Origin of the sequence: Rhodococcus sp. HNM0563 (genome assembly GCF_012726195.1) — a bacterium.
GTDB lineage: Bacteria > Actinomycetota > Actinomycetes > Mycobacteriales > Mycobacteriaceae > Rhodococcus.
On record NZ_JAASAF010000005.1, the window covers coordinates 439184 to 463350 of the forward strand.

19 protein-coding genes and 8 tRNA genes are annotated in these 24167 nt (G+C 65.6%); 12 read left to right on the forward strand and 15 right to left on the reverse strand.

What is annotated here, in order from left to right; translation table 11 throughout:
* Window positions 1-140 precede the first annotated feature (140 nt).
* The 4 genes from HCA61_RS14315 to HCA61_RS14330 form a co-directional block, all read right to left on the reverse strand.
* A complete protein-coding gene (locus HCA61_RS14315) occupies window positions 141-2249 on the reverse strand; it encodes a 3-hydroxyacyl-CoA dehydrogenase NAD-binding domain-containing protein (RefSeq protein ID WP_169688830.1) in 2109 nt (702 codons plus the stop codon).
* Window positions 2250-2251: 2 nt separating this feature from the next.
* On the reverse strand, window positions 2252-3460 hold the full coding sequence (locus HCA61_RS14320; RefSeq protein ID WP_169688831.1) for a thiolase family protein: 1209 nt from the start codon (window positions 3458-3460) through the stop codon (window positions 2252-2254).
* A gap of 140 nt (window positions 3461-3600) precedes the next feature.
* Entirely contained in the window at window positions 3601-4863 is a 1263-nt protein-coding gene (locus HCA61_RS14325; protein ID WP_169688832.1) for a ribonuclease D, read from the reverse strand.
* Between the two features lie 10 nt (window positions 4864-4873).
* Window positions 4874-5449: a DUF3000 domain-containing protein gene (locus HCA61_RS14330; RefSeq protein ID WP_169688833.1), complete on the reverse strand. Its 576-nt coding sequence runs from the start codon at window positions 5447-5449 to the stop codon at window positions 4874-4876.
* Window positions 5450-5566: 117 nt separating this feature from the next.
* On the opposite strand from HCA61_RS14330, the gene hemE reads away from it, so the two are divergent.
* The 6 genes from hemE to HCA61_RS14360 are packed head-to-tail and all read left to right on the forward strand — an operon-like array spanning window position 5567 to window position 13179.
* On the forward strand, window positions 5567-6664 hold the full coding sequence (hemE, locus tag HCA61_RS14335) for a uroporphyrinogen decarboxylase (protein ID WP_169688834.1): 1098 nt from the start codon (window positions 5567-5569) through the stop codon (window positions 6662-6664).
* Complete coding sequence (locus HCA61_RS14340; protein WP_169688835.1) at window positions 6661-8016, forward strand: protoporphyrinogen oxidase; 1356 nt, start codon at window positions 6661-6663, stop codon at window positions 8014-8016. The genes hemE and HCA61_RS14340 overlap by 4 nt, the downstream gene beginning before the upstream one ends.
* A 4-nt stretch (window positions 8017-8020) precedes the next feature.
* Window positions 8021-8716, forward strand: coding sequence for a hydrogen peroxide-dependent heme synthase (gene hemQ, locus HCA61_RS14345; RefSeq protein ID WP_169688836.1), 696 nt, complete (start codon window positions 8021-8023; stop codon window positions 8714-8716).
* Window positions 8717-8769: 53 nt separating this feature from the next.
* A complete protein-coding gene (locus HCA61_RS14350; protein ID WP_240959297.1) occupies window positions 8770-11082 on the forward strand; it encodes a molybdopterin-dependent oxidoreductase in 2313 nt (770 codons plus the stop codon).
* 44 nt (window positions 11083-11126) lie between these two features.
* Window positions 11127-12413, forward strand: coding sequence for a serine hydrolase domain-containing protein (locus tag HCA61_RS14355; protein WP_169688837.1), 1287 nt, complete (start codon window positions 11127-11129; stop codon window positions 12411-12413).
* Window positions 12414-12453: 40 nt separating this feature from the next.
* A complete protein-coding gene (locus tag HCA61_RS14360) occupies window positions 12454-13179 on the forward strand; it encodes an HAD family hydrolase (protein ID WP_169688838.1) in 726 nt (241 codons plus the stop codon).
* Here the strand turns inward: HCA61_RS14360 and msrB are convergent.
* The 3 genes from msrB to HCA61_RS14375 form a co-directional block, all read right to left on the reverse strand.
* A complete protein-coding gene (msrB, locus tag HCA61_RS14365; RefSeq protein WP_169688839.1) occupies window positions 13142-13570 on the reverse strand; it encodes a peptide-methionine (R)-S-oxide reductase MsrB in 429 nt (142 codons plus the stop codon). The two genes, HCA61_RS14360 and msrB, sit on opposite strands and share 38 nt — an antisense overlap.
* A gap of 76 nt (window positions 13571-13646) precedes the next feature.
* The gene (locus HCA61_RS14370) at window positions 13647-14930 is read right to left on the reverse strand and encodes a glycosyltransferase family 87 protein (RefSeq protein WP_247274188.1); all 1284 of its coding nucleotides are present in this window, start codon (window positions 14928-14930) and stop codon (window positions 13647-13649) included.
* Between the two features lie 61 nt (window positions 14931-14991).
* A complete protein-coding gene (locus tag HCA61_RS14375; RefSeq protein WP_206040130.1) occupies window positions 14992-16551 on the reverse strand; it encodes an alpha/beta hydrolase in 1560 nt (519 codons plus the stop codon).
* 175 nt (window positions 16552-16726) lie between these two features.
* Here HCA61_RS14375 and zapE point away from each other — a divergent pair, with 175 nt between their 5' ends.
* The gene (gene zapE / locus HCA61_RS14380; protein ID WP_169688841.1) at window positions 16727-17737 is read left to right on the forward strand and encodes a cell division protein ZapE; all 1011 of its coding nucleotides are present in this window, start codon (window positions 16727-16729) and stop codon (window positions 17735-17737) included.
* An 83-nt stretch (window positions 17738-17820) separates the two neighbouring features.
* Here the strand turns inward: zapE and HCA61_RS14385 are convergent, their stop codons facing one another.
* The gene (locus tag HCA61_RS14385; RefSeq protein WP_169688842.1) at window positions 17821-18378 is read right to left on the reverse strand and encodes a GNAT family N-acetyltransferase; all 558 of its coding nucleotides are present in this window, start codon (window positions 18376-18378) and stop codon (window positions 17821-17823) included.
* A 512-nt stretch (window positions 18379-18890) separates the two neighbouring features.
* Between HCA61_RS14385 and HCA61_RS14390 the strand changes: the two genes are divergently transcribed.
* Window positions 18891-19292 (forward strand): alpha-isopropylmalate synthase regulatory domain-containing protein, encoded by a 402-nt coding sequence (locus HCA61_RS14390; RefSeq protein ID WP_240959299.1) that lies wholly within the window; start codon window positions 18891-18893, stop codon window positions 19290-19292.
* 51 nt (window positions 19293-19343) lie between these two features.
* On the opposite strand, the gene HCA61_RS14395 is transcribed toward HCA61_RS14390, so the two are convergent.
* From HCA61_RS14395 to HCA61_RS14425, 7 genes are all read right to left on the reverse strand, one after another.
* Window positions 19344-19418: transfer RNA gene (locus HCA61_RS14395), tRNA-Val, on the reverse strand.
* Window positions 19419-19436: 18 nt separating this feature from the next.
* A tRNA-Gly gene (locus HCA61_RS14400) sits at window positions 19437-19512 on the reverse strand.
* 50 nt (window positions 19513-19562) lie between these two features.
* Window positions 19563-19637 (reverse strand) — tRNA-Val (locus HCA61_RS14405).
* 18 nt (window positions 19638-19655) lie between these two features.
* A tRNA-Gly gene (locus tag HCA61_RS14410) sits at window positions 19656-19731 on the reverse strand.
* A 50-nt stretch (window positions 19732-19781) separates the two neighbouring features.
* Window positions 19782-19856 (reverse strand) — tRNA-Val (locus tag HCA61_RS14415).
* Between the two features lies 1 nt (window position 19857).
* Window positions 19858-19928 (reverse strand) — tRNA-Cys (locus HCA61_RS14420).
* 25 nt (window positions 19929-19953) lie between these two features.
* Window positions 19954-20026, reverse strand: a tRNA-Gly gene (locus HCA61_RS14425).
* A 448-nt stretch (window positions 20027-20474) separates the two neighbouring features.
* Between HCA61_RS14425 and HCA61_RS14430 the strand changes: the two genes are divergently transcribed.
* From HCA61_RS14430 to HCA61_RS14445, 4 genes are all read left to right on the forward strand, one after another.
* Window positions 20475-20546, forward strand: a tRNA-Val gene (locus tag HCA61_RS14430).
* 275 nt (window positions 20547-20821) lie between these two features.
* Window positions 20822-21376, forward strand: coding sequence for a DUF742 domain-containing protein (locus HCA61_RS14435; RefSeq protein WP_308198810.1), 555 nt, complete (start codon window positions 20822-20824; stop codon window positions 21374-21376).
* A gap of 150 nt (window positions 21377-21526) precedes the next feature.
* A complete protein-coding gene (thrS, locus tag HCA61_RS14440; RefSeq protein ID WP_169688845.1) occupies window positions 21527-23593 on the forward strand; it encodes a threonine--tRNA ligase in 2067 nt (688 codons plus the stop codon).
* A gap of 41 nt (window positions 23594-23634) precedes the next feature.
* Window positions 23635-24156, forward strand: a complete 522-nt coding sequence (locus HCA61_RS14445) for an HIT domain-containing protein (protein ID WP_169688933.1) — start codon at window positions 23635-23637, stop codon at window positions 24154-24156.
* Window positions 24157-24167: the final 11 nt, after the last annotated feature.

Consider the following 24167-nt stretch of genomic DNA (forward strand, 5'->3'; position numbering starts at 1 on the left):
AACGACGACGAGCTCGCCGCCGTGGGCAGTGTCGGACGAACTCACGCTAACCCTCGGCACCCCACTCCGCGGCAAGATCACAAAAAACGAGGGTGTGTCACCGATCGGTGACACACCCTCGTTTCGTAGGTCCGGGGTACTCAGGAGACGCTGGCGACTCCCGGTGCCAGGAAGCGCTTTCCATTGACCGCTTCGGAGGCGCCGGTGCGGTCGAGGTACGGCGTGATACCACCGTTCCAGAACGCGAAACCGCCGCCGAGGATCAGGCACAGGTCGATGTCCTCGGGTGCTGCGACCACACCCTCGTCGAGCATGATCCGGATCTCCTCGGCAAACGCGCGCCGGGTCCTGTCGAGCACCTGGTCGGCGGTCGACGGGTTGTCTCCCTGCGGCCACAGCGCGGCCACGTCGGGATCGACGACCTGCGTGCCGCCCTCGTAGGACCACACGCCGGGTTTCTTCGCCGCGACGAGTGCTTCGAGGCCGGGGGAAGACACGAAGCGGTCCGGGTATGCAGCCTGGAGGGTTTCGCCGGTGTGCAGCGCGATGGCCGGGCCGACGAGCGCGAGGAGTGTGAACGGCGACATCGGCATGCCCAACGCACCGACGGCGTTGTCCGCCACGTCGAACGGGGTGCCCTCGTCCACCGCGGTCATGACCTCGCCGAGAGTGCGGGTGACGAGGCGGTTGAAGACGAATCCGGGCTTGTCACCGCACAACACCGCCGACTTCTTCAGCGACTTCGCGGTGGCGAACGCCGTAGCGAGGGTGGCGTCGTCGGTCCGGTCGCCCTTGATCACCTCGAGCAGCGGCAGTACCGCGACCGGGTTGAAGAAGTGGAAGCCCACGACCCGCTCCGGATGCTGCAGATCCGCGGCCATCTCGGTGATCGACAGCGACGAGGTGTTCGTCGCGAGGATCGTCTCTGCAGAGATGTGCTGTTCGAGCTCCGCGAACACGTTCTTCTTGACGTCCATGTTCTCGAACACGGCCTCGATGATGAAATCGGTCTTCGCGAACGCTGCCTTGTCCGGAGAACCGGACACGAGTGCCTTGAGGCGATTCGCCGCGTCAGGGGAGAGACGGCCCTTGCCCTGCAGTTTGTCGATCTCGGTGTGCACATAGCCCACACCCTTGTCGATACGTTCCTGATCGATGTCGGTGAGGATCACCGGCACCTTCAGCTGACGCACGAACAACAGCGCGAGCTGACTGGCCATCAGTCCGGCCCCGACGATGCCCACGCCGGTGATCTTCCGGGCGAGCGATCTGTCCGGTGCACCCGCAGGACGCTTCGCGCGCTTGTTGACGAGATCGAACGAGTACAGGCCTGCGCGCAGCTCATCGGTCAGCAATAGATCGGCGAGTGCTTCGTCCTCGGCAGCGAAACCCTTGTCGAGCGACGCGGAATCTGCAATGTCGGTGCTGCGGGCGAGTTCGAGCAACTCGATCGCGCGGGCCGGGGCGGGTGCGTGCCCGCGAGTCTTACCCTCGACCAGGGCCTTCGCCCGTGCGATCGCGGCATCCCACCCGGCGCCGCGGTCGATCTCGGGGCGGACGGGTGTGATCTCACCGTTGAGGACCTTCGCGGCCCACGCCAGCGACTGCTCGAGGAAGTCGGCCGAACCGAAGACCTCGTCGGCGTAGCCGAGCTTCTTCGCCTGAGCAGCGCGGATCGTACGCCCGTTGTTGAGCGGGTTCTCGAGGATGAGTGTGACCGCGTGGTCGGGGCCGACGATGTTCGGCAGCAATTGCGTTCCGCCCCATCCCGGGACGAGACCGAGCATCGTCTCGGGCAGGCCGAGAGCCGGAACGTTGTCCGCCACGGTGCGGTAGTGCGCGTGCAGACCCACTTCGAGTCCGCCACCGAGCGCCAGGCCGTTGACGAACGCGAACGTCGGGATCGACGACTCGCGCAGCTTGCGGAACACGTCGTGGCCGAGCTTGCCGAGCTCGACACCCTGCGCGCGCTCGGTGACTGCGGGGACCCCCTTGAGGTCGGCGCCGGCAGCGAAGATGAACGGCTTGCCGGTGACGGCGACAGCAACCGGGTTCGCGGCGAATGCCTCGTCGAGAGCAGCGCCGAAGGCGGCAAGGCCCGCGGGTCCGAACGAGTTCGGTTTGGTGTGGTCGAACCCGTTGTCGAGGGTGACAAGGGCGATCCGGCCATCGAGGCCGGGTACGGATACGAGCCGCACGTAGGCGTTCGTCACGACTTCGTCGGCGAACAGGGACGAAAGATCGGTCATGACTACTTGTCTCCCTCGAAGTTCGGGTTCTCCCAGATCACGGTGCCGCCCATGCCGAGTCCGATGCACATGGTGGTCAGGCCGTAACGGACCTCGGGGTTCTGGGTGAACTGGTGTGAGAGCTGGGTCATCAGGCGCACACCGGACGATGCGAGCGGGTGCCCGCACGCGATCGCGCCACCCCACTGATTGACGCGGGGATCGTCGTCGGCGATACCGAAGTGCTCGAGGAACGCGAGCACCTGCACGGCGAATGCCTCGTTGATCTCGAACAGACCGATGTCGTCGATGCTCAGTCCGGTACGGGCCAGGACCTTCTCGGTCGCCGGGACGGGGCCGATACCCATGACGGCCGGATCGACGCCCTGGAAGGCGAATCCGACCATGCGCATACCGATCGGCAGGCCGAGCTCGCGCGCGGTGTCCTCACCCGCCAGGATCGCTGCGGTTGCCCCGTCGTTGAGACCGGCAGCGTTGCCGGCAGTGATGCGTCCGGCGGGGCGGAAGGGGGTCTTGAGTTTCGCGAGGTCCTCGATCGTCGTCCCGGGGCGGGGTGGCTCGTCCTCGGTGGCGAGGCCCCATCCTGCAGCGGAGCGGGTCGCAACGGGTACGAGGGTGTCGGCGATCCAGCCGGCTTTCCTGGCTGCGTCGTACTTGTTCTGGCTGTTGACCGCGTAGGCGTCCGTGCGGGCCTTGGTGATGCTCGGGAACCGGTCGTGCAGGTTCTCGGCGGTGTTGCCCATGACGAGCGCGCTCGGGTCGACGAGCTTGTCGGCGAGGAAGCGGGGGTTCGGGTCGGCGCCCTCACCCATCGGGTGGCGGCCCATGTGCTCGACGCCGCCGGCGATGACGACGTCGTACTGCCCGAAACCGATGCCCGATGCGGTGGTGGTCACGGCGGTCATCGCGCCGGCACACATGCGATCGATGGCGAAGCCGGGCACTGTCTCGGGCAACCCTGCAAGGATCGCGGAGGTGCGCCCGATCGTCAGTCCCTGGTCGCCGGTCTGCGTGGTCGCCGCGACGGCGACCTCATCGACACGGGCGGGATCGAGCTGGGGGTTGCGGCGCATCAGTTCCCGGATGGCCTTGACGACAAGATCGTCGGCGCGGGTGTCGGCGTAGATGCCCTTCGGGCCCGCCTTGCCGAACGGGGTACGTATGCCGTCGACGAAGACGACGTTGCGTTGGTTCGAGGTGGTGGAAGCCACGCGTTTCCTCCCGGTGGAGCGGAATCCTCGCCGACACGTTCCGCGGCGAGGCGATGCGGACCGGATACCAGGGGGTGACCGGCCTCGGAACCACTCTACATCCTCATTACCGGTGAGTAACTTGCGTGGCGTGCACGCGTCTACTTCTCGTCCGTGAGCGCCTTCGCGAGCCGTGGGGTCGTTAGCTCGCGCTGCCACGGGCGCGCACCACCGGCGGTGAACCGGCTCTCGATGTACGCGACCGCATCGGCGGTCGCGGCGAGGTCCCAGTCCCAGCACAGGCGCCGCACGAGCTCGGGGCTCACGAGATTCTCGACCGGAACCGAGACCTCGTCGCTCAACGTGGAGAGTTCGGTACGGGCGGCCGTCAGGCGCGCGGCAGCCTCAGGATGATGACGCGACCAGCGCCCCGCGGGAGGTGGTCCGTCGAACGTCTGCGTCAGTGGGGGAAGCTCTGAGTCCGGAAGTTTGCGGGCGCGTTCGATCGCCGACAACCACACCCGAGACGAGCGACGTTGGCGCGGACCACCGAAGACGGGCAGCTCCTGCAGCTCGCCGATCGTCCGTGGACCGGCCTGTGCCGCTGCGACAATCGCGGAATCCGGCAGGATCCGTCCGGGTGCGATGTCGCGCCGGGATGCGACTTCGTCTCGCGCCGACCACAATTCCCGGACGATCGCCAGCTTGCGGGCATTCTTGATCGCGTGGACGCCGGAGGTGCGACGCCATCGCTCGGGCTTCGGCTTCGGCGGTCCTGCGAGTCGGATGTGCTCGAATTCCTGTGCAGCCCACTCCGACTTTCCCTGCCGGTCCAATTCGGCGGCCATCTCGGCGCGGAGTTCGACGAGGATCTCGACGTCCAGCGCAGCGTAATTGAGCCACGAGTCGGGCAGCGGGCGTTTCGACCAGTCGGCAGCGCCGTGCCCTTTCTTCAGTTCCAGGCCGAGTGTCTGCGCGACGATTGCGGCCAGCCCGACCCGCGGGAACCCCGCGAGCCGACCGGCAAGTTCGGTGTCGTACAGCGCCGCCGGACGCAGGCCGAGCTCGTCCAGTCCGGGCAGGTCCTGATCGGCGGAGTGCAGAACCCACTCGAGTTCGTTGACCACCGCCGCGAGCGGCGCGAGGTCCCCTGCGATCGGGATGGGATCGAGCAGGACGGTGCCGGCGCCCTCGCGGCGCAGCTGGACCAGATACGCGCGGGCGGAGTATCGATAACCCGAGGCGCGCTCGGCGTCGACAGCGAGCGGACCGTGACCGCGCGCCAGCAGTGCCGCGGCCTCCTCGGCTCCGGCCGCGGTGGTGACGACGTCGGGGACACCCCCGCGGGGGCTCAACAACGGCTCGGTGGCCGCGGCGGGCGCGTCGTCAGCGGGGATCGGGTCCTGATCGTTTCCTGCCGGCATGGCCGTGACTCTATCGCTGCAAGCGGGCGACCCCGGCCGGTGGCAGTCCCGCCGCGTACGCGAGGACCTCGCAGAATGCCTCGACGTGCGGGCTGAGTATCTCGGAGGTCGGCGTCCACGACGCACGCAATTCCAATTGATGTGCGCGAGCCGGTCCCGCGATGTCACCGAAACGCACCGAACTCGTCGAGGTGACGGTTCCTCCGAGCGCGGTGAGCGGTTCGTGATGGGCCTCGAGCGCATCTACGAGCCAGCTCCACGCCACCTCGGGCAGTAGCGGATCGGCGGCCAAGGTCGCGTCGACATCGGCCTGGATGTACGAGACGAGGCGGGTGGTGCCGTGCCAGGCCTCGTCGCCGTCGGGGTCGTACAACAGAATCAGGCGTCCGAACGCGTCACCCTCGGACTCTTCCGGAACTTCTGTCGCGTCGGGATGGAGCACCTCGGCACCGAGTGCATAGCTGAACGGCGCGAGTCGCTGCGGTGGCCGGATCGGCTCGACCTCGATCTCCGGGCGTACGGTGGCCGCATTCATCGCATCGACAGCAGCGCGGAAACGGGCTGGCTCTGCAGACGAGGTGGTCACGCCAGCGGACGTTAGTGCCGGTGACCGAGCGCACGCGGGAGGCGCGCCGATTCCAGCGAACCGGACACGCGTGGCAGCATGGGCTACGACCCGTGCCTTTCGGAAGAACGAGGATCGATGACCGGCTTGGAGAACACGAACGTCGGCTCTGCTGCGGCCACCCAGCACCCCACTCGGCGGGCTCTCCCGCACGCCCCACTTCTCGCTGCGGCGCGCGGCGAGCAACCGGCGCACCGGCCGGTGTGGTTCATGCGTCAGGCGGGTCGCTCGCTGCCGGAGTATCGCGAGATCCGCGCAGGCATCGGCATGCTCGAATCCTGCTTCGACCCCGAGCTCGTGTGCGAGATCACCATGCAGCCCGTGCGGCGACACAAGGTCGACGCCGCGATTCTGTTCTCCGATATCGTTGTGCCCCTCAAAGCAGCAGGTATCGACCTCGACATAGTCGCCGGTACCGGCCCCGTCGTCGCGAATCCCATCCGCACGGCCGCCGATGTCGCAGCACTGCCGAATCTCGAGCAGGACCAGGTCGGTGCCGTTGCGCGCGCTGTGACTCTGCTGACCCGCGAGCTCGGCGACACACCGCTGATCGGATTCGCCGGCGCACCGTTCACGTTGGCGTCGTACCTGGTCGAAGGGGGTCCGAGCCGAAATCACGAGCGCACGAAGGCACTCATGCACGCCGACCCGAAGACTTGGCATGCACTCCTCGGCAAGCTCACCGATGTCGCGATCGTATTTCTGCGTGCGCAACTCGAAGCGGGGGTCGACGCAATCCAGCTCTTCGATTCGTGGGCGGGTGCACTCTCACTCGTCGACTATCGGGAGTTCGTGATGCCGCATTCGCAGCGGGTCTTCGCCGAACTCGAATCCTTCGGTGTTCCCCGGACCCACTTCGGCGTGGGAACGGGTGAACTCCTCGGTGCGATGGGCGAGGTCGGCGCGGATGTCGTGGGTGTCGACTGGCGGGTGCCGCTCGACGTCGCGGCGAACCGTGTCGGCGCGGGCAAGGCCCTGCAGGGCAACCTCGACCCGGCGCTGTTGTTCGCCGGGTGGGATGTCGTCGAGTCCGAGGTCCGTCGCGTCATCGCGTCGGCCGACCGAGCCCTCGCGGCCGGTGCGACCGGACACATCTTCAACCTCGGTCACGGTGTGCTTCCCGACACCGATCCGAGCATCCTCACCCGGGTCGTCGAGCTGGTGCATTCGCTGTGAGCGCGCCCGTCGTCGTCGTCGGTGGTGGCATCACCGGGCTCGTCGCGGCGTATCGGCTGCGGACGGTATTCGGCCCGAACGCCCGGATAGTGCTGCTCGAGCGATCGGACCGACTCGGCGGCAAGCTTCGCACCGTCTCGCTGGCGGGCGCTCCTGTCGATGTAGGCGCGGAGGCATTCATCGGGCGGCGACCCGAGGTGCCCGAATTGCTCGACGAGCTCGGACTCACCGATCAACTCGTCCATCCGTCGGGCGCGCGTCCGCTCATCTACGCGGGTACGGCGCTGCACCCCATTCCCGCCGGAACCCTGATGGGAATCCCCGCTGATGCCCGATCGCTGGACGGACTCGTCGATGACGAGACTCTCGTCCGCATCAGGAGGGAGCCCGAGACCCCACTGAGGTGGGACACCGACGGCGATATGTCGGTCGCGGAATTGGTGGGGTCGCGGTTCGGCGAGCAGGTCGTGCGCCGCAGCGTCGACCCGCTGCTCGGTGGCGTCTACTCCGGCCTTTCCGATACAGCCGGGGTTCGTGCCACGGTGCCGACACTCGCGCGCGCACTCGACGACGGTGCGGCGAGCCTGACCGAGGCGGTCGCGAGCGCGCTGCCGGCTCCGTCCGGCAAGCCGGTCTTCGGCACCTTGCGCGGCGGCTATGGAGTCCTCCTCGACGCGCTCGCACAGGCTGCTGACGCGGAGATCCACACCGGAACCGTGGCGTCGAACCTGCGTCGTGTCGGGGATCGCTGGTCACTCGATCCGCTCGGCGAGGTCGACGGCGTGATCCTGGCGGTACCGGCACCGGAAGTGGCCGCCCTGCTGGCCGGACCGGTCCCGGCCGCCGCGGCGCACGCCGCCGAGATTCCGCTTGCATCGTCGGTGACGGTGTCGCTCGCGTTGCCGTCGGCGGCGGCGCTGCCGCAGAACTCCGGCATCCTCGTCGCCACGGGAGAGGAATTGTCGGCCAAGGCTTTTACGCTGTCCGGACGGAAGTGGCCGCACCTCGCCGAACGGGATGTCTCCCTCGTCCGCGTGTCGTTCGGCAGGTTCGGCGACGACAGGCTTGTCGATGCAACCGAAGAACAGCTGATCACCCTTGCCCGCGCCGACCTCGCTACGGTGACGGGCGTCGACGACGAACCCAAGGCGGCTTTCGTGCAGCGGTGGCACGGAGGCCTGCCCCAGTACCGGGCCGGACACACCGAGATCGTTGCGGCGTTCGAGCGGGAGATCGACGGAATCGAGGGCCTTGCCGTAGCCGGTGCGATGCTGCACGGAGTGGGCGTTCCCGCGTGTGTCGAATCAGGCACAAAGGCCGCAGCACGGCTTGCAACACGAGTGGCAGGATGAGGGTATGGCACGTCTCGATTTCGAAAAGCTCAATTCCACGCTTCGCTACGCGATGTGGTCGGTGTTCCAGGTCACGCCGGGCGCGCTCGGTGAAGATCGCACCGAGGCCGTTGAGGACTTCCAGAAGTTCCTCGCCTCGTTCGACGGCACCGATGTGATCGTGCGCGGGATCTACGACATTGCAGGGATGCGCGCCGACGCAGACTTCATGATCTGGACCCACGCCGAGCGCATCGAGGATCTGCAGAAGTTCTACGCGGACTTCCGCCGCACCACGATCCTCGGGCGCGCGAGTACCGCAGTGTGGTCGAACACTGCGCTGCACCGGCCTGCGGAGTTCAACAAGAGCCACCTTCCGGCGTTCGTCGCAGGGGAGGAGCCGGGTGACTACATCTGCGTGTACCCGTTCGTGCGGTCCTACGACTGGTATCTCCTTCCCGATGCTGAACGTCGCACGATGCTCGCGGACCACGGCAAGGAGGCTCGTCCGTACCCGGATGTGCGTGCCAATACGGTCCCGGCATTTGCGCTGGGCGACTACGAATGGATCCTCGCGTTCGAGGCACCTGCCCTCGATCGGATCGTCGACCTGATGCGCGATCTGCGTGCCACCGAGGCGCGGCGGCACGTCCGTGAGGAGACACCGTTCTTCTCGGGGCCGCGGGTGGCGCCGGAGCCGTTGATCGCCTCGCTTCCCTGATGTTGTCCGACGGGCCGCGGAATTCCCGCATGGCGCACGCGAGGTACTCGCACATGGCGCACGCGAGGTACTCGCACATGGCGCACTGGGGGATGTATTCGGCGGAGGCGCGCGGTGGCGAGGTCGTCGCCGTGCATCCCTTCGCGGGAGACCGCGACCCGTCACCCATTCTCGCGAACGTGCCGGGTTCGGTGCGGCATCGCGCTCGCATCGCCGGTCCGGTGGTGCGCCGCGGGTGGCTCGAGAACGGACCGGGTCCGACCACGCGCCGGGGGAGCGACGAATTCGTCGCCGTGTCGTGGGACGAACTGACCGAGCTGCTCGCGCGTGAATTGCGTCGGGTCGCGGATCGTTACGGCAATCGCTCGATCTACGGCGGCTCGTACGGATGGTCGGCGCCCGGACGGTTCCATCACGCGCAGAGCCAGGTTCACCGTTTTCTCAAGATGTTCGGTGGATACACGCGGTCGGTGCACAGCTATTCGCTCGGCGCGACCGGTGTGGTCATGCCACACGTCGTCGGCACCCACTGGAAACTGTTCGCGCGCTCGACCCACTGGGATCTCATCGCCGGGCACACGGAACTCTTCGTGTGTTTCGGCGGTGTCCCCGTCAAGAACACCTCCATCAACGACGGTGGAAACAGCGACCACCCGACCCGCGACGCACTCGACGGGATGCGGGCCCGCGGGGGCCGTATCGTGTCGATCAGCCCCCTGCGCGACGACACACACGGCGAGTGCGAGTGGCTCGCACCGCGGCCGGGGAGCGATGTCGCGATCATGCTGGCGCTGGCCTACGTCCTGGCCACCGAGGGCCTCGCCGACCGCCGATTCCTCGACCGGTACTGCACCGGCTACGACAAGTTCGAGGACTACCTGCTCGGCGGGACGGACGGGATCCGGAAGTCGCCGCAGTGGGCGGCGGAGTTGTCGGGACTGTCCGCGGATACGTTGACCGGACTCGCACGCCGAATGGCATCCTCACGGACGTTGGTGACCGTGTCGTGGTCGCTGCAACGTGTGCGGTTCGGGGAGCAGGCGCCGTGGGCCGGAATCACTCTGGCCGCCATGCTCGGACAGATCGGTCTGCCGGGCGGAGGCTTCGGCCACGGGTACGGGTCGATGAACGAGCCCGGCACCGCGCCGGTGCCGTATCCACTGCCCACCCTGTTCCAGGGGAACAACGAGGTGGACGATTTCATACCGGTGGCCGCGATCTCCGATCTGTTGTTGCGACCGGGGGAGAAGTTCGACTACGACGGCAACCGATACACGTTTCCCGACATCCGGCTCGTCTACTGGGCGGGCGGGAATCCGTTCCATCACCATCAGGACATCGGCCGGCTCCGCCGCGCACTCGGACGCCCCGACACGATCGTGGTCCACGATCCGTACTGGACCCCGATGGCCAAGCACGCCGACATCGTGGTGCCGTCCACCACGACCCTCGAACGCAACGACCTGACCTGTACGCGCAGCGATCCGCTACTCGTTGCGATGCACGCGGCTGTACCCCGATTCGAGGACGCCCGCGACGACTACGACACATTCTCGGCGCTCGCGTACCGGCTGGGTTTCGGCGACCGGTTCACCGAGAAGCGCAGCGCACAGGAGTGGCTCGAATATCTCTACGAGCAGTGGCGCGGATTCGTTCTCGCAGATCCGGCCAGGGTGGAGGACCCACCCGAGTTCGACGAGTTCTGGGGTCACGGTCACGTGCGGATGCGCACCGAGGACGATCTGACGTTGTTCGAAGAGTTTCGCGACGACCCGCAACGCGACCCGCTTCGGACCCCGAGCGGCCGCATCGAGATCTTCTCCGCGGACATCGACGGATTCGGCTACGAGGACTGCGCAGGCCATCCGAAGTGGTACGAGCCCGAGGAGTGGCTCGGCGGCGCACGCGCTGAGCAGTTCCCACTGCATCTCATCGCGAATCAGCCGAGGACCCGGCTCCACAGTCAGCTCGATCACGGTGCCTTCAGTCAGGCGTCGAAGATTCGGGGCCGCGAGCCGATCCGGATGCACCCGGGCGATGCCGAGGCACGCAACCTCTCGGAAGGTGATGTGGTTCGGGTGTTCAACGACCGTGGCGCCTGTCTTGCCGGGGTGGTGCTCGACGACGGGGTGCTGCGCGGCGTCGTTCAGCTCTCGACCGGAGCGTGGTACGACCCCTACGACCCGGAAGACCCCGAGTCCATGTGCGTGCACGGAAACCCGAACGTGCTCACGGCCGATGTGGGTACGTCACGTCTGTCTCAGGGCTGCACGGGGCAGCATGTGCTCGTCGAGATCGAGCTCTTCGTGGGGGAGTTGCCACCGATCCGCGCGTACGATCCACCGACGATCCTGCTTCATCTGTGAGTTTCATCACTTCCGTCGGTGGTGTCGCAGTATTCTGAGTGCTCATGAAGCGTTGTGCAGTCAACGATCGTCGTCTGCGGGCTGCCGGCGCCGCGGTGGCATTGATCCTCTTCGCCGGCGCGTGTACGGACTCGGGTGGGGACGCATCCTCCTCTTCGGGCACGGTGTCGGAAACCCCTTCGGGCACGGTGTCGGAGACGTCGGGTTCCGAGGCGTCCGAGGCCGGGGCCCCGACTCCGGTGGATCAAGCCGAACTACAGTTGGCTCTCGAATCCGGAGCGCAGGAGTTTTTGCTCCCCGGCGCGGTCGCGCTGCTTCGGACGCCCTCCGGCACCATCACCGCGACCTACGGGACCACCGAGCATGACGGGGGTGAGCAGGTCTCCCTCGACGACCATATTCGCGTCGGCTCCAACACGAAGACCTGGACGGCCACGGTCATCCTGCAGATGGTGTCCGAAGGTGCACTGTCACTGTCCGATCCGGTATCGAAGCATCGTCCGGACGTTCCCAACGGCGAGAACATCACGATCGAGCAGCTGTTGAACATGCGTTCCGGGCTGTACAACTACAGCGAGACACCGGAACTCAACGAGGCACTCGACAACGATCCGGGGCGGGTGTGGCAACCCGACGAGTTGCTCGCTCTCGGGTTTGCGAACCCACCGTATTTCCCGCCGGGGGAGGGCTACCACTACTCGAACACCAACTATGTGCTGCTCGGTCTGATCGCGGTCCAACTCGACGGCAAGCCGTTGCCGGATATCTTCGACGAACGGATATTCAGGCCGGCCAGGATGTCCGATTCCTCGTTCCCCGACCCGACCGAGGTGGAGCTACCGACGCCCTACTCCCACGGCTACTTCTTCGGCACGAACATGCTCACCCTCACCGACCCGGCTCTGCCGGAGGAGATGCAGACCGAAGCCGAGAACGGAACGCTTGCCCCTACGGACGTCACGAACACCAATCCGTCGTGGGCCTGGTCGGCAGGCGCAGGCATCGCAACCGCCGAGGACCTGGCCACATGGGTCGAGGCACTTACGAACGGTTCGGTGCTCGACGCGGAGCTGCAGCAGCAGCGAATGGACAGCATCGTCCCGACCGATCCGTCCACGCCGGATGCGGCGGGCTACGGCTGGGGCATCGCGAAGATGGGCCCGATGTACGGGCACACCGGAGAGCTTCCGGGATACAACTCGTTCATGGGGTCCGATCCGGAGAACGGCATCACACTGATCGTGTGGGCGAACCTGGCGCCAGGCGCCGACGGCCGTGACCCGGCCACCACGATCGCCAAGGGCCTGATCGACGGAATGTACGGTCTCTGAGATCCGCCCGGCATCGACAGGAACAGCTAGCCTTCGAAGTATGGGCACGAATCCCTTCGACGCGGTCCTGTTCGACTTCTCCGGCACGCTTTTCAGGCTCGAGGAGGACGACAGTTGGATGGAGCAGATCACCGACAGCGGCGGTGCGCCGTTCGATGTGCACCAGCAGGCAGAACTGATGCGACGCCTCACTGCACCGACCGGGCAACCGGTGGAGATGGATGCCGAGGAGCACCATGCCTGGACCAATCGTGACCGCGACCCGGCCTGGCATCGGGAGGCATATCTCACGGTGCTGAGAAGGTCCGGTGTCGCCGATCCGCAGCAGGCACGGAATCTGTACGCCAAAGTGACGGACCCCGCGTGCTGGACCGTCTATCCCGACACGGTCCCGGTGATAGAAGCCCTGTCGGGTGACGGCTATCGCATCGGCGTGCTCAGCAACATTGCCTTCGATATCCGGCCGGCGTTCGCTGTGCTCGGAATCGACGACCTCGTCTCGGTGTTCACACTCTCGTTCGAGGTCGGTGCGGTGAAGCCGGAACCGGAGATCTTCCGGCACGCCGTCGACATGCTGGACGTGGATCCTGCTCGCACCCTCATGATCGGCGACAGCGAGAAGGCCGACGGTGCCGCACGAGGTATCGGCTGTTCGTTCCAGCTCGTGGAGCCTCTGCCCACCACCGACCGGCCCGATGCGCTGTGGCGAGCACTGTCGGCGGCAGGTATCAGTCCGTCGGAACCAGGCGCAGGGAGATCGAGTTGATGCAGTACCGCTGATCGGTGGGAGTCGGATACCCCTCGCCCTCGAATACATGGCCCATGTGGCTATGGCACGACGCGCACAGTACCTCGACCCGCCGCATTCCGAGGCTGTCGTCGGTGCGGAGGATCACGGCGTCGGACTCCGCCGGATCGAAGAACGACGGCCAGCCGCAATGCGAGTGGAACTTCTCCGAGCTACGGAACAATTCCGCACCGCACGCGCGGCACTCGTAGACACCCTCGGTATCGGTGTCGGTGTATTCGCCGGTGAATGGGCGTTCCGTCCCCGCCCGGCGAAGCACGGCGTATTCCTCGGGCGTCAGCTTGGCGCGCCACTCGTCGTCGCTGTGGGTGACCTTCGGCGCGGGTTCCGACCGGGGAGGGATAGTCATGGCATCCACGCTAGCGGTGAGCGACCGACTGTGCCATGAGGTGTGTCCGGTCGGGTACGGGTGGCCGGCAGTCGGATCACGGTGTTGCGACTTCTGGTTCAGGTTCCTGATCCGGCTTCGACCGTGCGGTGGTACTCGACCGGGTAGATCGCAACAAGTGTGACGGCTCGATACCGCCATCGAGGCGGCCCTCGCGGCGGGCGGCCAGATAGCGATCGAGGAGCACAGCGAAAATGACGATCAGGAGCAGAGACCAGCCGAACGTCGTCTTCATGTACTCCGCTGCACGACCGGCTTCGACCCAGCGACCGGACAACCACGAGTCGTAGCTGAGGAACCCGTAGACGGCGAGCCACGCGGGCCAGTTCCGCATGACCGAATTCGGCAGCAGCACAGTCATCAGCAGCGGGAACAGCATCATGGAGTAGTACATCTGGCCGAGCGAGGTGAGCAGGAATGATGCGCCGAGAAGCACGCCGGCGCTGGTGCAGACGAAGAACAGTTCATCGTCGCGGCAGTAGCGGTACAGCAACCACATCGATGCCACGACCATCAGACCCAGCACGGCCCGCAGGCCTATGACCAGCCAGCCGGGCAGACCGTAGTACATCCCGTTGCCCACGATCGCGCTGTTGAAATAGTCCCGCGATTCGAGAAGGTACGGAACGGTGTGCTCGACGAACTGCCACGCATCGACCGACAACGGCCACGCGATGGCCGTCAATGCAATGGGAACAGCGGCAGCGGTGACGAAAACCTTCCACTGGCCCCGCACCAGCGCCAACAGCAGCAGAGGCGCCAAAATGGGTTTCACGGCGAAGGTGAGACCGAGTGCGGCGCCCGCCCAGAGGTCTCGACGTTTGAGCAGCAGCGCCAGGAAGGCGACCTCGCCGAGCAACACGAGACCGTTGATATTGGTGAAGACGAGCGTGTTCGTGACCGTCTCGGACGAGAACGCGGCCAGCACGAGAATCGGTGCGACCGGAGAATCGAGACGCAACCCGAACATCCGCAACAACAGGTACAGCGCGATCAGGATCGCGACGGCGTTCGCGAGGATGAACAACCAGCGCGAGCGTTCCGGGTCGATCACGGCGATCGGTGAGATCAGCAGAGTCCCCGACGGTGGGTACAGGTAATGCGGGTCCACCCAGTCGAAGTTGGCGGTATACACCGGGCGGCGATTGAGGAATGCCAGTGCAGCCTCGTACACGGGCTTGAAATCATCGGTTCGGAAGCCGTTGACGGCCTTGATGACGACCCGATGCAACACCGTCAGTACGGCCAGTGGCCATACGACGTACTTGACCACTTCCGCTGTGGTGCGGGCGGTGCGAGGCTCGAGACTGCTGAGGAACACTACGGCACGGTACACCGCAACCGGACCGAACGGCGCATCCAGGCGCTCCGCGCAGCTGCGATCAGGCCGGGCAGAGGCTCCCGTTCGGTGGAAGCTCTCCGTTTGCCACATACGCTTCTGCGCGACTTTGCGCGCAGGCCGAATGGAGCGTTGCGGAATACCCGGCCCCCTGCCACGCGAGTGCCGTCCATCGGATACCGCTCGCGGTCAGCGCGCCGGTCACCGAATCCAAGCCTGCATTTCCGACGATGGGGTCGGCTGCCGCGCTGGTGACGAGGACCGGTACGTCGAGTGCTGCCGGAAGGGGCGGCGGCGCCATGCTCGGCCACGCCGCACACGAGGTCGCCGCGACGGCGGCATCACTCCCGAACAACGGATACGTCGTGGACCACGACTTCTGAAGTTCAGCGGCGCGCATCGCCGTCGGCCATCGCTGCCCGTCGCTGCACTGTGACACCCATTGGCCGTCGGTCGTCAGCATCGCTTCTGCCGTGCCCACGGATTCGAGCAGTGGCATGACGTCACCGTCCCTGGCTGCGGCAAGGATGTCGGACAGTTCGCGGATACGGGCCTGTAGGTCGGCACGTGGGGTGCCCAGGAACGCGGTGAGCGCGGTGAGGAGGGCATTCGACGACACCGGCGCGAGGAGACCGTCCGCGGCGCGACCGTAGAGATCCTCGATCGCTCCGCGCGGGTCCGGCCCCAGCGAACACTCCAGTGCGGCGCAGCGGCGGGCGAAGTCGTCGACGGCGGCTTCTGCGCCTCGTGCAGCGGATTCGGCGAGCAGTTCGGCGTCTGCCGTCGCTGCCGCGGGCGAGTCGAGGAGCAGCCGCCCGACTCCGCCCGGGTACGCCGCCGCGTACGCGAGCGCAACCGTCGCGCCGTTACCGATACCGAGCAGCCCCAACCGATCGACATCCCAGGCGCGGCGCAGCTGCTCGATATCGCTCGCGGCGTGGGAGGCGCCGAACATCAGTTGCTGTGGCTGCAGGTAGTCGGTACACGAGATGGTCGCCTGCCGACCGAGTTCGGCGACGCGATCGGACGCTTCACCGCTGCGACCGAACTGCCCGAGGTCGGAAAGGGCGCGGCGATCGGCGCCGAAGATGCAGTCGATCTCCTGGGACATCCCGAGTCCACGACGGTCGACGGCGACCAGAGGGCGCGCGGTCAGGGTCGCCGACATCGGGCCCGTAGCGAGTGCGGCGAGCGCGCGACTCGACGGGAGATCGGAGCCGGTGGTCACAACCAGTGGGGCGACGTCGCCGGGAGTCTCGGAAAGCCGTGCCCGGAGCACTCCGAGGGGGAACGTTCCGGGTACGGTCCCTGTCACGTCGATCGGTGCAGGAACCTGGGCGCACTCGAGAACGAGCCCCGCAGGGCCCGGAGGCAGTGCGAAACCGTCGATCGTCTCGGCGGTGCAATCGCGCCACGCAAGGTCGTTCTGCGGTACCGGGAGCTGGGCCGTACCCGGGTCGCGTTGTTCGGGTTCGGCCGGTTGCTCGCCTCCCACGTCCTGGACGACAGCCACATCGGGACGGATCGAGGGACCCGCTCCGCACGCGGCCACCACCGACGCAACTGCGAGCCAACACACAGCGAGCACCCCGGTTCTGCGCATGCGGACAGCCTGCCAGGTGCGCGCAGTGACGGTGCGCACCGGTGCGCTCGGACGCCGAGGCCGCGTACCGTTCTCCTGCTCCGATTCGGTGAACTCACCGTGAAGGGTCTGTGAAGTAGGTCCCATTACCCGGTCCTGTGCTGGATGTGCCATTTGCCGCCACTATCCTGGTGTAATGCACGAACGCCTCGTCGACCGGAATCCGGTGGTGCCCGCAGACCAACTTGTGGCACAGATGGTGCCGCCCGCCATGTTCGACGAGGTGAGTTTCGCGTCGTACATTCCGGATCCCGAACAGCCCAGTCAGGCAGCGGCCGTTGCTGCGGCCGAAACTTTCGTCGGTAAGGTCGGCAAGATCCGCAGCGGCAAGCGCGGGTTGTTCGGCAGGAAGGCTCCGTCCACGGGTGCGGGTCTCTACCTCGACGGCGGATTCGGCGTGGGCAAGACGCACCTCTTGGCCTCGATCTTCCACAGTGCACCCTCGCCCAAAGCCTTCGGCACCTTCGTCGAACTCACCCATGTCGTCGGTGCGCTCGGTTTCAACAAGGCTGTCGAGGAGCTGTCGAGTCACAGCGTGTTGTGCATCGATGAGTTCGAGCTCGACGATCCCGGCGACACGATGCTCGTGTCGAGGCTGCTGACCGAGTTGTCGGCGCGCGGTGTGTCGATCGTCGCCACTTCCAATACCCTTCCCGGGCAGCTCGGCGAGGGCAGGTTCGCTGCGCAGGACTTCCTCCGTGAGATCAAGAAGCTCGGTTCCATCTTCGAGACACTGCGCGTCGACGGTCCCGACTATCGTCACCGGGACCTTCCACCTGCACCCGAACCGGTCGACTCGAAGGTCCTCGTCGAACGTGCCAACGAGATTCCAGGCGCGACGCTCGACGATTTCGACGAGTTGTGTGCCCACCTCAGTACGCTCCACCCGTCGCGCTACGGGAAACTGGTCGAGGGTGTCAGCGCGGTGTTCCTCAACGGCGTCCACCCGGCCCAGGACCAGTCCGTTGCACTTCGACTGGTGGTCCTCGCCGACCGGCTCTACGACGCGAGTGTCCCCGTGACGGTTGCAGGAGCGAAGCTCGACGAGATCTTCACTCCCGAGATGGTGGCCGGCGGCTACCGCAAGAAGTATCTGCGCGCCACCTCGCGCCTTCTCGCGCTGTCGCGTTTCGAGGTCCCCGCCTGACCTTGCCGTCCGGTCGGCAGTTCCGGTTCACAGGTCCGGATCTGCCGGCAGTTCCGGCGCTGGTGCGTTCCTGAGACGGCCATTCACAGGATGCGTTGCATCACGTAGTCCTCGTGGACCTGCGACCCCACCGTGAATCTGCGTTCGCCTACGACCTCGAAACCTTGTTTCGCATAGAAGCGACGGGCTCGCGCGTTCTGCTGATTGACGCCGAGCCACAATCCGGCGTGGCCGCCAGAACGTCCGAGCTCTACGGCGGCGCCCATGAGTGCGTTCGAGACCCCCGTGCCGTGCCGACCGGAGAGCACATAGAACTTGCTGATCTCGATCGACCGACGCGCGGTGAGCAACGCTGCAATCGCCGGATCGTCGGGTGGTGCGTCGATTGCCATGAGATACCCGACGATCTCACCTTCGATCGTGGCCTTGAGAACAGTTCTGGCGGGGTCCGTCAGATATTCACTGAAGCGCTCTGCCGTGAGTGCGGTCTCGATGAAGGCGGCAATGTCCGCACCCGTTGCATCGGGTGGGCATGCCAACGGGAACGTCGCTGCCGCCACGTCGGCGATGCTCTCGGCATCCCAGATGCCTGCGCGTTTCACAGATACAGGAGCGGTGGTTTCTTCGAGTGGGGGCGGCATGGTTCAAGTGAAGCAGCCGTAGTCGGACTCCCGCGTACCGACCTGGAGAATCCCGAAACTGGAGAATCCCGAACTGGAGAATCCCGAAAATGGCTGAACCCCAGCCTTGGATGGGGGGTCATGGCTGGGGTTCATTACCATCGGGGGGGATGGCACTTCTCACGATACATGAGGGATTCCTCAGCTTCCAAGTTGCGGCCCGATTCACGCGGTCACGGTTTCGTCACATGCTCCGAGGCTCGACGTTTGCACTCGTCACATGTACGTCCTAGGGTGAGTGTCATGAAGCGCGTACTCGTAGTTCACCGCCGTAGCGGGGTCTGATTCGGACCGACCCCTCGCTGCGGGTCCCTGAGCTACGTGTCGGTCCTTCCTTCTCGCGGAAGAACCCTTCGATGAACGCCTTCGATTCGAACGCTGTCCACATGTCCGCTTCGGCTGAGGCAAGCATTCCCGTGTCATCTCGGCGAGACCGGTCTCGGCAAGGTCAGTATTGGCAAGGCCGGCTGCCCATGCCGTTGCGGGCCGAGGTTGCGGGACTCACCTGGGATGAGTTCGCAGCCCTCTACGGACCGCAGAACGGTCCGGTGCGTATGGGGGCATGGGCGGTCACAGCGGTGTCCGCGGGCCGCAGCTCGTATGAGGCAACACTTGCGGTGGGTGCGTCGATACACACCGCATCGGCTGTCACGAACGGTCCGGTGGCAGGAATGACGGCAATGCTCCACAGCCTCGGCATTCACCTCGAGATCCTGTCGTTTCATCAGGGCGAAGTCGGTGGAGCACCGGCGACGTTCCTCCTCTGCGGTCACGGGGACCGTCGGGGGTGGGCGATGGGAATCGGGCAGAGTGCAACCGAGTCCACGCTGCGCGCCATGATTGCCGGTGTGAACCGGCTCGGCACCGTCCACTGATCAGGAACGCAAAGTCCCCCTTCGGATTCCGAAGGGGGACTTTGATACTTCTGGTGCGCGATACTGGGATTGAACCAGTGACCTCTTCCGTGTCAGGGAAGCGCTCTCCCGCTGAGCTAATCGCGCCGGCTTCCAACGCCGGTGTGGAGCGGATGACGGGATTCGAACCCGCGACCCTCACCTTGGCAAGGTGATGCGCTACCAGCTGCGCTACATCCGCGTGTGCACGTTGTGGTGAAACCTGGGGCTGATCCACGTGCTGATCGACCCTGGTGCGCGATACTGGGATTGAACCAGTGACCTCTTCCGTGTCAGGGAAGCGCTCTCCCGCTGAGCTAATCGCGCCGGCTTCCAACGCCGGTGTGGAGCGGATGACGGGATTCGAACCCGCGACCCTCACCTTGGCAAGGTGATGCGCTACCAGCTGCGCTACATCCGCGTGTGCACGTTGTGGTGAAACCTGGGGCTGATCCACGTGCTGATCGACCCTGGTGCGCGATACTGGGATTGAACCAGTGACCTCTTCCGTGTCAGGGAAGCGCTCTCCCGCTGAGCTAATCGCGCGAGGTGGAGACGGGAATCGAACCCGTGTGCACGGCTTTGCAGGCCGTTGCCTCACCACTCGGCCACTCCACCATGAAAGGTCGAGTCCAACCTCTCGAGCGGATGACGGGATTCGAACCCGCGACCCTCACCTTGGCAAGGTGATGCGCTACCAGCTGCGCTACATCCGCATTCGCACCGTGGCGTTGTGCTCTCCGTGGTGCGGTTAAAAACTTANCGCACCGTGGCGTTGTGCTCTCCGTGGTGCGGTTAAAAACTTAGCCGACCATCGCGGAATCACACAAATCTGCAGGTCAACGCAAGAAAACTCGGCAAGGATGGCGTTGGAAGTGCTGTGTGGGCGGTGTGAGAGGGGTTTCGAGTGCTCGAGAGAGAGACAGGAATGTGCGCTGAGTAGATGGGGCGGCGAGGGCTGCTCGCGCCCGATGTGCCGCCGAGTTACGCGTCCTGTTGCTCCGTTACTCGAGGGGGCGCTGCCCTGCGCGGCTGGATTCGGAGGAGCTGGTGGCGAGCGGTCGGTCGTGCGCAATTCCGAAAACTCAGTGTGAACTGCTGATTCGTGTTCGCGCGCAGGGGCGTGTTAAGTTTCTTTGCGTTCGAGCCGCTGCAAAGCGGCGCGGTCCCGTGGCTCAGTGGAAGAGCGTCCCGTTCACACCGGGGAGGTCGCTGGTTCGATCCCAGCCGGGACCACAGGTCCGCACAAGGGCACCCTGCACAGGGTGCCCTTTTTGCGTATCTTGGCATGCAACTGTCGAACGCAGCGGGAGTTGCGTGATCCGGCCGACGAGAGGTTCGTTGCCGGCTCGACGATGTGCGCGTCTGCGGCCACCGATGTCCGCGTGGGCGAGGTCGGGACAGACCGCGGTGGTTCGAGGAGGATGTGCAGGATGAGTGTCGCAGATGGCGCATGGCAGACCGTGGGGACGACCGGTGCCCGCTTCGGGTCCCGGCGTCCACGTCACCGCATGAAGCGGGACGATCTTGTATATTCGCCCCCTGAAGAGGGGGAGTGGTCGTCGGAGTCGAATGTTGTCGCTCCGCCGTCGGCCGAAGGGGGGACGCCGACCACCGCAGCACAGGCCGCTGTCACTGAGACGGGGCCCCGGGTGTCCCGCGCGAGGGATCGGACGTTCGACGGAACTGGGTACGAAAGCGCTGGGGGAGTCGGAAAATTGGAAGATCGCACATCATCGTTCGTGAGGCCCTTCGTCCGTATCGGTGGCCGTACCCGGAGCGATATGGACCTGCCGCTCGAGGCCCTCGTGTCCACGGTCCCGTCCTCGACGAGCCTGATGGCAGGCAAGTTCGCCGAGGAACACCGGGTGGTCGTCGGTCTGTGCGCACAACCGCGCTCGACCATGGAGGTGGCCGCTCTGGCGGGAATCCCCCTCGGGGTCGCCCGTGTGCTGATCGGCGACCTCGCGGGGGCGGGCATCCTGACCGTCCACAGCACGGTGGACCGGGTCGGGCCGGGCAGCGAACTTCTCGAACGGGTACTCACAGGGCTGCACTCGCTCTGAGAATTTCGGATGCCGCAACCGTGTTTCGTTCCGGCACGCCCTGTGTTCGCTGTGTGAGCGCATATCGATAGCATGGGGAGGTTGCCGACGCGCTGTGCCGCGTCGGGCAGCACCCCCCGAGAACAGGCATCGAGCCGAGGAGTCCAGCCAGTGACCACGCCCGCATCCGCGAAAACAGCCACGCTCGTCCGGGTGCCAGCGGGAACCACTGCCGGCGCCGCTGTGCGCGAAGCCGGATTGCCGGTCAAGGGACCCGACACGATCGTCGTCGTCCGCGACTCCGAGGGGGACCTGCGCGATCTGTCGTGGACGCCGGAGACCGACGCCGAGGTCGAGGCAGTCGCCGCGGACACCGAGGACGGCCGCAGCGTCATCCGGCACTCGACCGCGCATGTTCTGGCGCAGGCCGTGCAGCAGGAGTTCCCCGATGCCAAGCTCGGTATCGGCCCGCCGATCAAGGACGGCTTCTACTACGACTTCCAGGTCGAGCGCCCCTTCACTCCCGAGGATCTCGCGAAGCTCGAGAAGCGGATGAAGAAGATCGTCAAGGACGCGCAGCGCTTCTCCCGCCGCGTCGTCGAGAACCTCGAGGATGCCCGCGACGAACTGAAGAACGAGCCGTTCAAGCTCGAGCTGATCGACGACAAGTCAGGCATCGATGATCCCGAGATCATGGAGGTCGGGGGCGCCGAGCTCACCATCTACGACAACCTCAACCCGCGCACGGGCGAGGTCGTGTGGAAGGACCTGTGCCGCGGCCCGCACATCCCGACCACCAAGTTCATTCCCGCGTTCAAACTCACCCGCAGCTCCGCCGCGTACTGGCGAGGCGACCAGGACAACGCCGGCCTCCAGCGGATCTACGGCACCGCGTGGGAGTCCACCGATGCACTCGACCGCCACCTGGAACTGCTCGCCGAGGCCGAGCGCCGCGATCACCGCAAGCTGGGCGCCGAACTCGACCTGTTCTCGTTCCCTGACGAGCTCGGTTCGGGTCTTCCGGTGTTCCATCCCAAGGGCGGCATCATCCGCCAGGAGATGGAGAACTACTCGCGTCAGCGCCATGTCGACGCCGGATACGACTTCGTCAACACTCCGCACATCACCAAGGGGCACCTCTACGAGGTCTCGGGTCACCTCGATTGGTACAAGGACGGCATGTTCCCGGCGATGCACATCGACGAGGAACTGAACGACGACGGCACGATCCGCAAACCCGGCCAGGACTACTACCTCAAGCCGATGAACTGCCCGATGCACGACCTGATCTTCCGGTCGCGAGGGCGTTCCTACCGCGAGCTTCCGCTCCGCATGTTCGAGTTCGGCTCCGTCTATCGCTACGAGAAGTCCGGTGTCGTCCACGGACTCACACGTGTGCGGGGCATGACCCAGGACGACGCGCACATCTTCTGCACCCCCGAGCAGATGCGCGACGAGCTGACCACCGTCCTCGAGTTCATCCTCGATCTACTGAAGGATTACGGACTCGACGACTACTACCTCGAGCTCTCGACCAAGAACCCCAAGAAGTTCGTCGGTAGCGACGAGTTGTGGGAGACCGCCACCGACACGCTGCGTGAGGTCGCGGAGTCCTCGGGGCTGAACCTCGTGCCCGATCCGGGCGGCGCCGCCTTCTACGGACCGAAGATTTCGGTACAGGTCAACGACGCGCTCGGTCGCAACTGGCAGATGTCGACGATCCAACTCGACTTCAACCTCCCCGAGCGGTTCGAACTCGAATACACCGGATCCGACGGTGCCAAGCATCGCCCGGTGATGATCCACCGTGCACTGTTCGGCTCGATCGAGCGGTTCTTCGGTGTGCTCACCGAGCACTACGCCGGTGCGTTCCCCGCATGGCTCTCGCCGGTCCAGGTGGTCGGTATCCCGGTCGCTGCCGAGTTCGAGGAGCACCTCTTCGACGTCGTCGGCAAACTGAAGTCGGCCGGGATTCGCGCCGAGGTGGATGTGTCCGACGATCGCATGCAGAAGAAGATCCGAACGCACACCACGCAGAAGGTTCCCTTCATGCTGCTCGCCGGCGAACGCGACGTCGCCGCCGGTGCGGTGAGCTTCCGGTTCCGCGACGGTACCCAGGTCAACGGTGTGCCCGCCGACGAGGCCGTGAGCATCATCGCCGAGTGGGTTCGTCGACGCGACAACGCTTCTCCCACTGCGGAGCTGGTGCGTCCGGTGGAACGGGGAGCGACCTCTTGACGGGCGAGGGAACTCCGGGGCCGGCAGACACGTCCGACTCGATGATCGACCGAGGGGTCGGCGAATCCGACCACCTGCAGCGGCTGTGGTCCCCGCATCGGATGTCGTACATCACCGAATCTCCGGGATTGCGGAGCGAGCCGTATGAGCCGTTCACCGAGATCCCCAAGATGGCCGACGAAGAGGGGCTGGTCGTCGCCCGCGGCGAATCCGTGTACGCGGTGCTCAATCTCTATCCCTACAACCCGGGCCACCTCATGGTGGTGCCGTACCGGCGGGTGGCGAACCTCGAGGACCTCACGGTCGATGAGAGCACCGAGCTCATGGCGTTCGCTCAGCGGGCACTTCGAGTGATCAAGAAAGTGTCCCGTCCCCACGGGTTCAACGTCGGGCTCAATCTGGGTGCCGCTGCGGGTGGTTCGCTCTCCGAACACCTGCATCTTCACGTGGTGCCCCGGTGGGGTGGTGACGCGAACTTCATCACAGTCCTCGGCGGATCCAAGGTGATGGTGCAGCTGCTGCGCGACACCCGCGCATTGCTGGCTTCGGCATGGGACGAGTAGCGCCTGCCGAA

Excerpts from the sequence above, each read along its gene's own strand:
- HCA61_RS14315 (WP_169688830.1), bottom strand. The coding sequence starts at position 2,249 with ATGACCGATCTTTCGTCCCTGTTCGCCGACGAAGTCGTGACGAACGCC.
- HCA61_RS14325 (WP_169688832.1), bottom strand. The coding sequence starts at position 4,863 with ATGCCGGCAGGAAACGATCAGGACCCGATCCCCGCTGACGACGCGCCC.
- hemE (WP_169688834.1), top strand. The coding sequence starts at position 5,567 with ATGACCGGCTTGGAGAACACGAACGTCGGCTCTGCTGCGGCCACCCAG.
- hemQ (WP_169688836.1), top strand. The coding sequence starts at position 8,021 with ATGGCACGTCTCGATTTCGAAAAGCTCAATTCCACGCTTCGCTACGCG.
- HCA61_RS14350 (WP_240959297.1), top strand. The coding sequence starts at position 8,770 with ATGGCGCACGCGAGGTACTCGCACATGGCGCACTGGGGGATGTATTCG.
- HCA61_RS14355 (WP_169688837.1), top strand. The coding sequence starts at position 11,127 with ATGAAGCGTTGTGCAGTCAACGATCGTCGTCTGCGGGCTGCCGGCGCC.
- HCA61_RS14360 (WP_169688838.1), top strand. The coding sequence starts at position 12,454 with ATGGGCACGAATCCCTTCGACGCGGTCCTGTTCGACTTCTCCGGCACG.
- msrB (WP_169688839.1), bottom strand. The coding sequence starts at position 13,570 with ATGACTATCCCTCCCCGGTCGGAACCCGCGCCGAAGGTCACCCACAGC.
- HCA61_RS14375 (WP_206040130.1), bottom strand. The coding sequence starts at position 16,551 with ATGCGCAGAACCGGGGTGCTCGCTGTGTGTTGGCTCGCAGTTGCGTCG.
- zapE (WP_169688841.1), top strand. The coding sequence starts at position 16,727 with ATGCACGAACGCCTCGTCGACCGGAATCCGGTGGTGCCCGCAGACCAA.
- HCA61_RS14385 (WP_169688842.1), bottom strand. The coding sequence starts at position 18,378 with ATGCCGCCCCCACTCGAAGAAACCACCGCTCCTGTATCTGTGAAACGC.
- HCA61_RS14390 (WP_240959299.1), top strand. The coding sequence starts at position 18,891 with ATGCCGTTGCGGGCCGAGGTTGCGGGACTCACCTGGGATGAGTTCGCA.
- HCA61_RS14435 (WP_308198810.1), top strand. The coding sequence starts at position 20,822 with ATGAAGCGGGACGATCTTGTATATTCGCCCCCTGAAGAGGGGGAGTGG.
- HCA61_RS14445 (WP_169688933.1), top strand. The coding sequence starts at position 23,635 with ATGATCGACCGAGGGGTCGGCGAATCCGACCACCTGCAGCGGCTGTGG.